The sequence below is a fragment of the Microvirga zambiensis WSM3693 genome (assembly GCF_016735695.1).
Lineage (GTDB): Bacteria > Pseudomonadota > Alphaproteobacteria > Rhizobiales > Beijerinckiaceae > Microvirga > Microvirga zambiensis.
The window spans coordinates 85,623-97,601 of record NZ_JAERQD010000008.1 but is presented as its reverse complement, the minus strand read 5'-3'; the positions used below and the strand labels follow the sequence as shown (position 1 = coordinate 97,601).

Genomic DNA, 11,979 nt, shown 5'->3' with positions numbered 1-11,979 from the left:
AAAAGGGCCGGGGAGGACGCTCTTCTCGAGCAGGCTTTCAGGCACGTACGAATTCCGGCTTGAGCGCCCGATAGAGATTGCGGAACGCCTCGATCCGAGGCCGGTAGAGCTCCACGAGCTGCGGCTGCGGCTCGATCGTCTCGAGGATGCTGGGCGCGGTACACACCGCTTCCGGCGCCTCGCCGGTCGCGGCGAGGCGTGCGAGGCGCGCGGCGCCGAAGGCTGGGCCCTTGTCGCTGCCTTGATAGCGCACCATCGGGACATCCAGGACGCTGGCAAAAATCCTGGCCCAGAAAGCGCTGCGCGATCCGCCGCCGATCATGCCCGCATAGGTGAGCGGCGTGCCGGCCTGCTCCAGACATTGCTTCGCATCGGCGAAACTGAAGGCGACCCCCTCCAGCACCGCCTGCACGAGATCGGTCTGCTGCGTCGCCGGCGAGAGCCCGAAGAACACACCGCGCGCATAGGGATCGTTGTGAGGGGTCCGCTCACCCGCGAGATAGGGCAGGAAGAGGACGTTCGACGGGCTGCGATAGGCGGCCTCCGTCTCGCGCAGGAGGTCGCCGATATCCCGCTTCAGAAGGCTCGCGGTCCAGGCAAGGCAGCTCGCCGCATTCAGCATCGCCGCCATCTGAAACCAGCGACCCGGGACCGCGTGGCAGAAGGAATGCACGACGGCCTCCGGCGCCGGGCTGAATTCCTTCGTGGTGACGAAAAGCTGGCCGGATGTGCCGAGCGAGATGAAGGCCGATCCGTCCTCGATGGCGCCGAGCCCGACGGCGCCCGCAGCCGCATCGCCGGCACCGCCTGCCACGACGACATCGCCTTGCAGGCCCCATTGCGCGGCGATCTCGGAGCGCACCATGCCCGAAGGCTGAGAGCCCTCGACGAGGTCCGGCATATGCTGCCGGTTGAGATCAGTCGCGGCCAGCGCCGCGTCCGACCAGTCGCGCCTTGCTTCGTCGAGCCACCACGTGCCCGCGGCATCGGACATCTCCGTCACCGCCGCTCCGGTGAGCTTGAGGCGGATATAGTCCTTCGGCAACATGATCTTGCGGATGGCGCGGAATATATCGGGCTCGTGCCGCGCGACCCACAGCAGTTTCGGCGCCGTGAAGCCCGGCATCGGGATCACGCCCATGGCATGCGAGAGTTCGGGGTGCTTGGCGCCGAGCTCCTGCGCCTCCCGGAATGAGCGGCCGTCGTTCCAGAGAATGGCCGGGCGAAGCGGCCGGTTGTTCTCGTCGAGCAGGACTGCGCCGTGCATCTGGCCCGAGAGGCCGATTCCGCGAATATCGGCGAACGCGGACGCATTCGCCGCACGCAGCTGCTCGATCGCCGTCTGCACGGCCTGCCACCAGGCCTCGGGGTCCTGCTCCGACCAGAGATCGTGCAGGCGGGAAACCGTCAGGGAAACGTCCGCTTCGGCGACGGCATTCTGCCGCTCGTCCGCCAGAATCGCCTTTACCGCCGAGGTGCCGACATCGATACCGAGATAGTGAGGCACGCCCAAGCTCCCTGTTTGCTGCCGGCCATGGATCCCGCGGAAAGGGAGCATATAGCCCAGTCCGGCTGCTTAGGTATCCAGGTGATAAAATCCAGAGGGTCGAGGATGAAAAAATCTCGAAAAAATCTCATGGTCGAAATGTCGCCCGGATATTTAAACGGGAACCGCACGCCCCAAATAATTCGGCATGTCACAGAATGCCAAGAACCAGTCCGAGTTAAATCATCCCGATTCGCCGTCTTCGGCGGCTGCGCTGAGCGCTGCCGTACGCCTGCACCTCGGAAAGCAGTTGCGTGCCCTTTATGGCGATCCTGCGGAGGACAAGCTGCCGCGCGATCTTGCGCGGCTCGTCGACCGCGTCGCCCAGGTCATCCGCGCCCATACGGAGCCCGTCGACCAGGACTTCATCAACGGCGTCATGGATGCCCTGCCGAACCTGCGCGCCTTCGCTCTCTCCCTGACCGGCAAGGTCGATCAGGCGGAGGATCTTGTGCAGGACACGGTGCTCAAGGCGCTAACCAAGCAGGATACCTTCGAGGCCGGCACGAACCTCCAGGCTTGGCTCTTCACCATTCTGCGCAACGGCTTCTATTCGACGCACCGCAAGACCAGCCGCGAGGTCGAGGACGGCGATGGCACGCATGCAGCGAGCATGATCGCGATCCCGGATCAGGAGGACAAGCTCGCGCTGCAGGACCTCTCCACCGCATTGGAGAAACTGCCTCAGGAACAGCGCGAGGCGATCATCCTGATCGGTGCCGAGGGCATGTCCTATGAAGATGCGGCGGAGGCGTTGGGCGTGAAGGTCGGCACCATCAAGAGCCGCGTCAACCGCGCCCGCAACCGCCTCGCCGAACTCATGGGCACCACGCGGTTCGATCACGATCGCGCCGCGACTGCCTGAAGACTGCATTCGCCTCTGTGCATCGGGACCGCTCACCATGACGTGAGCGGTCCCGATGCATTTGTGGGATGCACAAAATATCAGCGCGGTCGGACCGCCCGTTCCTCGAACTTTTGCTGAGGCTTCAAGGTTGAGCTCATAGCTGGGTGGGCTCGCAATCGCTCTTCTGCCAAGGAGGGGAGCATGGAACACAGGCCTCTGTCCGAACTCAGTAGCGTCGCCGACCTGAAGACCCACGAGGAGGTGAAAGCCCCGGTCGTCCTGTCGAAACGGGAGCGGCTGGATCGCTGGGTCGAGCTCCTCGACAGAAATCCCGATTTGGAGCTGAAGACCCTCGATGAGATCGAGTGGAAGCCCAAGGCCGAGCGCCGGGCGCTCCGTGCCGACGGATCCGCCTTGACGATCGCCTATGCAGATCCGGTGCTCCGGACGGCGGGGCTTCTCAGCGACAGATTCGGGGACGCGGTCGATTTCTTCCAGATTTCCGAACACGACGCCCATATCGTCCTGTGCTCGTGCCACGGCGGAGAATCGATGCGCGCCGACGAAGCAGCCCGGCGGGTCCGCGGCATCCGCTCACCCAGCCTCTGGTCGCTCTATTTCGGCTGGTTTCGATAACAACGGCACGGCCCTGGCCCGGACTGTGCCGGGGCCGGCTTTCGTCGAGGTCGCGTCTTCCTGAGGCGTCACGGGCGATTGTTGTACCGCTCGCGCAGGCGCTCCACTTCGCGCTGCAGGGCATCGAGCCCGCGGGCGATATCGCGCCCCATCCCCTCGACCATTCCCGTGTTGGCGGAAACATCCGGACAATCGAGTGTTCCATCCCGGCGGTGGCGGGGAGCGATGCCGCCCTGCGGGGTAAGCAGATAGGCGCAACCCGTGTCCTCGTCCCGCCAGACGACGGGCTGATCCAGGGCGAGGGCAGGGCAGGCAGCGAACACCGCGAAGGCAAGGCCGCACCATCGGACGGTCCTGTTCATAATGTCACCTCCAGCATCGAACCCGTTCGTTCAGGCAATGCCGGCCCGAGCGCCCATGTTCCTGGGAGAAGTCTCGCCTCATTCTGAGGAGGCTGGTCCATAAATCGATCGAGGCGCAGGTATCTTCTCCCTCCCCCTTGTGGGGAGGGCCGGGGTGGGGGTGTTGGCGCTGAACTGGACCAGCGTGGCGCTCACACCCCCACCTCCAACTCCTCCCCACAAGGGGGAGGAGGGTTGCCCGCGCTTTATGACCCCAGACTCTAAGGATAAGGGTTTAGAGAAAGCCAAGCGATGAGCTGGGCCTTGCGAGCCTACCCGCTACCTTCCGTCAATTTGACTTCCCGCCGGGTTTGGAGGACATGACGCGGCTTGATGGACCTGTGCCCGTGGGGAATCCTGCCGGCATGAAGCCTATATGGCCGCCCCCGGAGTGATTGATGGACGGTTCTGTCCCCCAGCAGCGGACGTCGTTACGCCACCTGTCGGTGGCTCAGCTGACGACTTTCGTCGAGCGGAGCCATGCCCGCCTCTGCGCGGTACTCGTGCTGCTGTCGCTCGTCTGCTTCCTGCCGGGCTTCGCCTCCCTCCAGCCCATGGACCGGGACGAGCCGCGCTACGCGCAGGCCTCCAAGCAGATGCTGGAGACGGGGGATTTCGTCGATATCCGCTTCCAGGACGAGGCGCGGAACAAGAAGCCCGTCGGGATCTACTGGATGCAGAGCGCCACCGTCGCCGTCGCGCAGGCGCTCGGCGTGCCGGAGGCGCGAACCACCATCGCGCTTTATAGGATCCCCTCCCTGGTCGGGGCCATTGCGACGGTTCTGCTGACCTATTGGGCTGCCTTGGCCTTCTTCGGAAGGCGAGGGGCATTCCTGACAGCAGCCCTCATGGCGACCTGTATCATCCTCATGGTCGAGGCGCGTCTGGCGAAGACCGATGCCATGCTGACGGCCTGCTCCGTTGCTGTCATGGGCGGCTTGGCCCGAGCCTATCTGAGCCGGGGTGCCGGGACTCTCCCAAGAAGGGCATTGTGGCTCTTCTGGACCGGCTTCGCCTTGGGCATCCTGATCAAGGGGCCGCTGGTGGTGATGTTCGCTGGCCTCGCCGCTGCGGTACTGTCCTACAAGGAGCGTTCAGGCCGCTGGCTGTCGACGCTGAAACCCTGGCAGGGGCTGGCATTCACCCTCGTCGTGGTTCTGCCCTGGTTCATCGCCATCGCAATCAATACGGGCGGAGCCTTCTACGCCGAATCGATCGGCCACGACATGCTCGGCAAGGTCGGCACGGCCCAGACCGTCCATTGGGCGCCGCCGGGCTTCTATCTGATCTCCTTCTTCGCCACCTTCTGGCCTGGTGCGATCCTTGCCGCCATCGCTGTGCCCTTCGCCTGGATCCACCGCCGGGAGGAGCCGGTCGCCTTCGCCCTGGCCTGGATCGTGCCGTCCTGGATCGTTTTCGAGGCTGTGCCGACCAAGCTGCCGCATTACACGCTGCCGCTTCTCCCGGCGGTGGCGATCATCACGGTCATGGCCATTGCGCGGCATTTCGTTGGACCGCATCGGCCCCTGGCCAAGGTTGCGACAATCCTCATTCCGTTCATTCCCGTCGGCCTCACCATCGGCCTCTCGGCGGTCGGCTGGGCCTTCGACGGGATGGTGCCCTTCCGGGCGCTTCCGGCTCTGGTGATCTCCTCGCTTCTCGCCCTGTGGGCCTGGTGGCTCTTCGTGAAGAACAGGATGGTCCCGACCCTGTGGGTAAGCTTCGCCTCGGCCGCCTTCCTCTCCCTCGGCGTGTTCGGCTTCGCCCAGCTCGATCTGCGCTCCCTCAAGGTGTCGGACCGCCTTGCCGAGGTGGCCCGCAACGTGCCTTGCGAAAACCCGCTCGTCGCGACCCTCGGCTACCGCGAGCCCAGCCTGGTGTTCCTGACCGGCACGAATCTCGAGATGGTCGAAACCGGGGCCGAGGCTGCCGCCTTCCTGCAGCCGGGCGGCTGCCGGGTCGTTTTCGTCGAAAAGCGGTTCGAGGGCGAGTTCCGGACCGAGAACGAGCGCCTCAAGCAGCAGCCGGTGCTCTCGACCCGCGTCCAGGGATTCAATATCAACAGCGGGCGGCGGGTCGATATCGCGGCCTATGCAACGGGCTTCTGAAGCCCGGCTCGCCTTCTCTCAAGGGGTGGCCAGCGATGGCCCTTAGCGGATGACCGATCTTACCTCAGGCCCTCGCATCAGCGTCGTGGTGCCCGTCAAGAACGAAGCGCTCAACATCCTTCCCCTGGTGGAGGAGATCGAGCAGGCCTGCGCGCCGCTGGGTCCCTTCGAGGTCGTCTATGTGGACGACGGTTCGACGGACGACACCGTCCAGCAGGTTCTGAATGCCCGCACGACGCGGCCCTGGCTGCGTCTCGTCCGGCATGAGGCGAGCTGCGGGCAGAGCGCCGCGGTCCGGACCGGCGTCCATGCCGCCCGCGGCCCCATCGTCGTGACCCTGGACGGGGACGGGCAGAATGACCCGGCCTTCATCCCGCAGCTGGTGGCGGCCCTGGATGATCCCAAGGTCGCCCTGGTGGCCGGGCAGCGGGTCGGACGCAAGGACGGCGCCTACAAGAAATGGCAGTCCCGCATCGCGAACGGGGTGCGGGGGCGGATCCTGAAGGACGGAACCAGGGATACGGGCTGCGGGCTCAAGGCCTTCCGCCGCGATGTCTACCTGCGGCTGCCCTATTTCGACGCCCTGCACCGCTTCATGCCGGCCCTGATCAAGCGTGAGGGCCACGGGATCGCCCATGTGGACGTGGTCGATCGACCGCGCCATGCGGGACGCTCCAATTATGGTATGTTCGACCGGCTCTGGGTCGGCATCCTTGATTTAGCCGGAGTCTGGTGGTTGATCCGCCGCCGCCGCCGCGTTCCAGCGGCTCAGGAAATCGTCTGATGTTGATGCGCCTTTCCCACGATCTGGGACTTTATTTCTACGATCTGGTGGTCGCCCGGTTCGATCTCTGGGCCGCCTTCGGCGTGATCGCCCAGTTCGTGTTCGGCGCGCGCTTCCTCGTGCAGTGGATCGCGAGCGAGAAGGCGGAAAAGAGCGTCATCCCGGTCGGATTCTGGATCCTGTCGATTTCCGGTGGCCTGATGACCCTGATCTACGGCTTCGCCCGCAGCGACATCGTGATCATTCTCGGCCAAGTCTTCTCGATCTTCATCTATATCCGCAACCTGATGCTGATCGCCAAGGAGAAGAGGAAGGCGCAGGGCGCCGTCGTCTCCGGCTCGGAGGTCGAGGCTTCGGCGGGTTAGAGCATTTTTCGGCAAAGTGGATCCGGTTTGGCGTCAAGAAATGCGGCAAAGCGAAGAAGAGAGCCGGTTCCACGCCAGTGGAACCAGCTCTAGCCGCCGAAGCCTAATCTCTACGCTGCCTCGGCATCCGTCTCCCGGAGCCGCGCGAATCCCGCATCGAGATCCCGCTTCAGATCGTCCATTTCCTCCAGCCCGATGTGGAAGCGCAGGGCGTGGCCGCCCGGCTCCCATTTGGTCGCCGTACGGTAGGTCGCGCAGTTGAACGGGATCACTAGGCTCTCGAACCCACCCCAGGAATAGCCCATGCCGAAGAGGGAGAGGCCGTCGAGCATGGCCGCGAGCGCCTGGTCGGAGCAGGGTTTCAGGATGACCGAGAACAGGCCCGACGAGCCCTTGAAGTCGCGCTTCCAGATGTCGTGGCCGGGATAGCTTTCGAGTGCCGGATGCAGTACCCGCGCCACCTCAGGCCGGGCCTGAAGCCAGCGTGCGAGGTCGAGCGCCTGCTTCTCGTGCTCCCGCAGCCGCAGGGCCATGGTGCGAAGGCCCCTCAGCCCGAGGAAGACGTCTTCGGGCCCAGGGCACATGGCGAAGGAATCGTAGGCGTCGCGCAGAGCCTTGAAGCAGCGCTCGTTGGCTGAGACCATACCCAACAGGAGATCCGACCCCCCACTGAGATACTTCGTGCCCGCCTCGATGGCGATGTCGACGCCGCGCTCGTGCGGCGGGAAGAGCAGGGGGGTCGCCCAGGTGTTGTCCATGAGGACGACGGCGCCGTGCCGGTGCGCAACCTCGGCAATGGCGGGAATATCCTGCATCTCAAGCGATTGTGATCCGGGGGCTTCCGTGAACACGGCCGTGGTGTTCGGGCGGATCAGGGCCTCGATCCCGGCGCCGATGCGCGGGTCGTAATAGGTGGTTTCCACACCAAATTTCTTGAGCATGCCGTTACAGAAATGACGCGTCGGCAGGTAGACCGAATCCGTCATGAGCAGGTGATCGCCGCTCTTAAGGCAGGACATCAGCCCGACCGCAACGGCGGCCAGACCCGACGGCGCCAGGACTGTGCCCGCCGCGCCGGTCAGCTCGGTCCATGCCGTTTCGAGGGAATTCGTGGTCGGAGTTCCTTTGGTTCCATAGGAATACCGGCCGCGCCGATGCAGCAGATCGTCCGTCGTGGGATACAGGACGGTCGAGCCGCGATAGATCGGCGTGTTGACGAAGCCATACTGGTCGAAGGGCTCTCGTCCGGCATGAACGAGACGGGTGCGTTCGGATATATTTTGGGGCTTTGGGGGGAGTTTTGACATTGCTTCAACGGCTTGCTGAGGAGGGCACGATCTGAAACCGGGCAGCCGATGACGTCAAGTCAGGCAATAAATGCCTTCCATCAAGACTTGACCAGTGATTAATCATGGAATGTGATGGGTTTCGATGCCGCCTCGCCGAGGTGGCGCGGAACGGTCAAAAACCGGGTTCGGCGGGGGCTGAGGGGAAATAACCAACTACCGCCGAGCCATGACGTATCAGTGGGAGAACATACCAACATGAAAAAGGCTCTCGTATCGATTGCCTTCGGTCTGACGGCCAGCCTGCTCGCCACGGGCGCCTCGGCCCAGGCGACGCTCAACAGCGTCAAGCAGAAAGGCTTCCTGACCTGCGGCTCGAACACGGGTCTTGCGGGCTTCGGCCAGCCTGACGCGCAGGGCAACTGGACCGGCCTCGACGTCGATCTCTGCCGCGCCATTGCGGCTGCCATCTTCGACGATCCGAACAAGGTCCGCTTCATTCCGCTCGCCGCCAAGGACCGCTTCACCGCGCTCCAGTCCGGCGAAGTGGACGTGCTGTCCCGCAACTCGACCGCGACCATGTCGCGCGACACGCAGCTCGGCCTCGACTTCCCGGCCATCAACTACTTCGACGGCCAGGGCTTCATGGTCCGCAAGAAGCTCGGCGTTGCCTCCGCCAAGGAGCTGAACGGCGCTTCGATCTGCACCCAGCAGGGCACCACCACCGAGCTGAACCTCGCCGACTACTTCCGTGCCAACAACATGAAGTACGAAGTCGTGGCTTTCGCGACCTCGGACGAGACGTTCAAGGCCTATGACGCCGGCCGCTGCGACGCCTTCACGACGGACGCTTCGGGCCTCTATGCCGAGCGTCTGCGCGCCTCGGCTCCGGACGATCATATCGTTCTGCCCGAGATCATCTCCAAGGAGCCCCTCGGCCCGGCAGTGCGCCACGGTGACAACCAGTGGGGCGATATCGTCCGCTGGACCCACATGGCCATGCTGAACGCGGAAGAGCTCGGCGTGACCAAGGCCAATGTCGACCAGATGAAGACCTCCGAAAACCCGGAGATCAAGCGTCTCCTCGGCACCGAAGGCAAGTTCGGTGAGGCCACCGGCCTGACGAACGACTGGGCCGTGCGCATCATCAAGCATGTCGGCAACTACGGCGAAGTGTTCGAGAAGAACGTCGGCGAGGGCTCGCGCCTGAAGATCAAGCGCGGCCAGAACGCCCAATGGACCAAGGGCGGCCTGCAATACGGCATCCCGGTCCGCTAAGCGACCATCGACAATGGGCGTCCGGACATTCCGGGCGCCCTTCAACGATAAGAAGAAATGCCGCCCGTTCATGACGCTCCAAGAGTGCGTGAACAGGGGAGGACGGCCCGGTATAAAATAAGAATAGCCGTCAGAGGTGAACTCAGTGCAGACCGTTGTCAGTCAGACATCGCCCCCCCAGAAATCGTTTCTGTACGATCCGAAGGTTCGCGGAATCTTCTACCAGGTCGTCCTCGTCGCCGCGATCGTCTTCCTCTTCTACGTCGCCGCGACGAATGCCATCGAGAACCTGCAGCGCGCCAAGATCGCCTCAGGCTTCGGCTTCCTGAACAACACCGCCGGCTTCGACATCAGCCAGACGCTGATCCAGTTCAGCGCAGCCGGCGGAACCTATGGCGACGCCTTTATCGTCGGCCTGCTGAACACCCTGCTCGTCTCGGTGATCGGCATCTTCTTCACGACGATCCTCGGCTTCACCATCGGCATCGCGCGCCTGTCCAAGAACTGGATGGTGGCGAAGGTGGCGATGGTCTATGTCGAGGTGCTGCGCAACATCCCGCTGCTGGTGCAGCTGCTGTTCTGGTACATCGCCGTTCTTGGCACGCTGCCGCAGCCGCGCAACTCGCTCGAGATGGGGGCCGGGTTCTACCTGAATTCCCGTGGCCTGTTCATGGCCAAGCCGCTCTACGCCTCTGACGCATGGGTGCTCCTTGCTGCCCTCGTCGTCGGCCTCGTCGGAACCTTCGTCTACCGCCACTGGGCGAGGAAGCAGCAGGAGCAGACCGGCCGGCAATATCCCGTCGGCAAGGTGACGCTCGCGCTGGTCATAGGCCTTCCGATTCTCACCTGGATCGTGCTGGCGCTGGTCGGCGCCAATCCGATCAGCTTCGAGCTGCCGCGCAAGGGCACGTTCAACCTGACCGGCGGCATGCAGATCCTGCCGGAATTCGTGGCGCTGCTTCTCGGCCTCGTCACCTATACGGCCGCCTTCATCGCCGAGGTCGTCCGCGCCGGCATCCTCGCGGTCTCGAAGGGACAGTCGGAAGCCGCGGGCTCCCTCGGCCTCACGCCGGGCCAGACCCTGCGCCTCGTGGTGATCCCGCAGGCCATGCGCGTCATCGTTCCCCCGCTGACGAGCCAGTATCTGAACCTGACGAAGAACTCGTCGCTCGCCGTCGCCATCGGCTATCCTGACCTCGTGCAGGTGTTCATGGGAACGGTGCTGAACCAGACCGGCCAGGCCATCGAGGTCGTCGTCATCACCATGGGCGTCTACCTGACGATCAGCCTTCTGACCTCGTTCATCATGAACGTCTACAACCGCCGCGTGGCGATCGTCGAACGGTAGGAGATCTTATGAGCACCGCCGTCGATATGCCCCGTTTCGTCCGCGCCAAGCAGGTGGATGCGCTGCCTCCGCCGAATCTGGCTCGCGGCCCCATTGCCTGGGTTCGGGAAAACCTCTTTTCCGGCCCCTTCAACACCATCCTGACGCTGGTGGTGTTCTATCTCCTCTACGTCACCGTTCCGCCGCTAGTGAAATTCCTCTTCATCGATGCGGTCTGGTCCGGTTCCGACCGGGCGGCCTGCCGCGCTGATTCCGGAGGCAGCGAGGCCGGGGCCTGCTGGGCCTTCATCTTCGACAAGATCAACTACTTCATCTACGGCTCCTACACGATATCGGAGCGCTGGCGGGTCAACATCTTCTTCGCCCTCTTGGCCATCGGCGTCGCCTGGCTGCTATGGCTGAAGGCCCCGCGTCGCGACCTGGGAGCGGTCTACTTCTTCTGGATCTTCCCGGTCCTCTCCTACATCCTCCTGACCGGCGGCAATGCCGATCTCGGCGCCCGTTTCTGGCTCGGCTTCGCCATCTTCGCCGCGCTGGTGATCGCGCTCTTCGCCTTCGCCGCCGCGATACTGAAGACCTCCATGCGTCCGGCGCTGATCATGGGCGGCGGCATCGTCGCGGTGATCGGCATCACCCTGGCGCTGGTCGATATCGATTTCGGCCTCGCCCATGTGCCGACCTCCCTGTGGGGCGGCATTCTGGTCACCCTGCTCGTGGCCACGGTGGGCATCGTCGTCTCGCTGCCCTTCGGCATCGTTCTGGCTCTCGGGCGGCGCTCGAAACTGCCCATCGTACGCATGGCCTCGGTGATCTTCATCGAGTTCGTGCGCGGCGTGCCTCTGATCACCGTGCTGATCATGGCGAACACGATGCTGCCGCTCTTCCTGCCCGGCGACATCACGGTCGACCGCCTGCTGCGTCCGCTGATCGGCACCGCGCTCTTCGCCTCCGCCTACATGGCCGAGGTGGTGCGCGGCGGTCTGCAGGCCATGCCGAAAGGGCAGTATGAAGGCGCTATGTCGCTCGGCCTCAACTATCCGCAGATGATGACCCTGATCATCCTTCCGCAGGCGCTGCGGATCGTGATCCCGGGCATCGTCAACACCTTCATCGGCCTGTTCAAGGATACGTCGCTGGTCGCCATCGTCGGCATCTTCGATCTGGTGAAGACCATCGAGGCCTCGCGCATCGATCCCGCCTGGGCAGCGCCCACCATCGGCATCACAGGCTATGCCTTTGCGGCCCTGTTCTACTTCGTCTTCTGCTTTGGCATGTCGCGATACTCTCTCGGAGTCGAGCGGCGCCTTGCGGCTGGTCAGAAACGGTAAAGTAAACATCCATGGCAACGACAATGTCAGCTCAACAGATCCGCTCCGTCGA

Annotated in this window: 11 protein-coding genes; 8 read left to right on the top strand and 3 right to left on the bottom strand. The window is 63.9% G+C overall.

Annotated elements, in window-relative coordinates; all coding sequences use genetic code 11:
* Positions 1-37: 37 nt before the first annotated feature.
* Positions 38-1,507 carry a xylulokinase gene (gene xylB, locus JKL46_RS08835; RefSeq protein WP_343074031.1) on the bottom strand — a complete coding sequence of 490 codons (1,470 nt, stop codon included), beginning with the start codon at positions 1,505-1,507 and terminating at the stop codon, positions 38-40.
* A gap of 187 nt (positions 1,508-1,694) precedes the next feature.
* Here xylB and JKL46_RS08830 point away from each other — a divergent pair, with 187 nt between their 5' ends.
* Positions 1,695-2,411, top strand: coding sequence for a sigma-70 family RNA polymerase sigma factor (locus tag JKL46_RS08830; RefSeq protein WP_201831963.1), 717 nt, complete (start codon positions 1,695-1,697; stop codon positions 2,409-2,411).
* Between the two features lie 183 nt (positions 2,412-2,594).
* Positions 2,595-3,029 carry a hypothetical protein gene (locus JKL46_RS08825; protein ID WP_201831961.1) on the top strand — a complete coding sequence of 145 codons (435 nt, stop codon included), beginning with the start codon at positions 2,595-2,597 and terminating at the stop codon, positions 3,027-3,029.
* Positions 3,030-3,097: 68 nt separating this feature from the next.
* Here the strand turns inward: JKL46_RS08825 and JKL46_RS08820 are convergent, their stop codons facing one another.
* A complete protein-coding gene (locus tag JKL46_RS08820; protein WP_201831952.1) occupies positions 3,098-3,391 on the bottom strand; it encodes a hypothetical protein in 294 nt (97 codons plus the stop codon).
* A gap of 437 nt (positions 3,392-3,828) precedes the next feature.
* Between JKL46_RS08820 and JKL46_RS08815 the strand changes: the two genes are divergently transcribed.
* From JKL46_RS08815 to JKL46_RS08805, 3 genes are read left to right on the top strand one after another with little or no spacing between them, the layout of a single operon-like run.
* Complete coding sequence (locus JKL46_RS08815) at positions 3,829-5,538, top strand: ArnT family glycosyltransferase (protein WP_201831950.1); 1,710 nt, start codon at positions 3,829-3,831, stop codon at positions 5,536-5,538.
* A 49-nt stretch (positions 5,539-5,587) separates the two neighbouring features.
* On the top strand, positions 5,588-6,322 hold the full coding sequence (locus JKL46_RS08810; protein WP_201831947.1) for a glycosyltransferase family 2 protein: 735 nt from the start codon (positions 5,588-5,590) through the stop codon (positions 6,320-6,322).
* On the top strand, positions 6,322-6,687 hold the full coding sequence (locus JKL46_RS08805) for a lipid-A-disaccharide synthase N-terminal domain-containing protein (protein ID WP_201831945.1): 366 nt from the start codon (positions 6,322-6,324) through the stop codon (positions 6,685-6,687). Before JKL46_RS08810 ends, JKL46_RS08805 begins: the two co-directional genes overlap by 1 nt.
* Positions 6,688-6,797: 110 nt before the next feature.
* Here JKL46_RS08805 and metC read toward each other — a convergent pair whose 3' ends face one another.
* On the bottom strand, positions 6,798-7,994 hold the full coding sequence (gene metC / locus JKL46_RS08800) for a cystathionine beta-lyase (protein ID WP_201831943.1): 1,197 nt from the start codon (positions 7,992-7,994) through the stop codon (positions 6,798-6,800).
* A gap of 237 nt (positions 7,995-8,231) precedes the next feature.
* Here metC and JKL46_RS08795 point away from each other — a divergent pair, with 237 nt between their 5' ends.
* From JKL46_RS08795 to JKL46_RS08785, 3 genes are all read left to right on the top strand, one after another.
* Positions 8,232-9,251 carry an amino acid ABC transporter substrate-binding protein gene (locus JKL46_RS08795; protein WP_201831941.1) on the top strand — a complete coding sequence of 340 codons (1,020 nt, stop codon included), beginning with the start codon at positions 8,232-8,234 and terminating at the stop codon, positions 9,249-9,251.
* A 145-nt stretch (positions 9,252-9,396) separates the two neighbouring features.
* Complete coding sequence (locus JKL46_RS08790; protein WP_201831939.1) at positions 9,397-10,599, top strand: ABC transporter permease subunit; 1,203 nt, start codon at positions 9,397-9,399, stop codon at positions 10,597-10,599.
* A gap of 8 nt (positions 10,600-10,607) precedes the next feature.
* A complete protein-coding gene (locus JKL46_RS08785) occupies positions 10,608-11,927 on the top strand; it encodes an amino acid ABC transporter permease (protein ID WP_201831938.1) in 1,320 nt (439 codons plus the stop codon).
* Positions 11,928-11,979 lie beyond the last annotated feature (52 nt).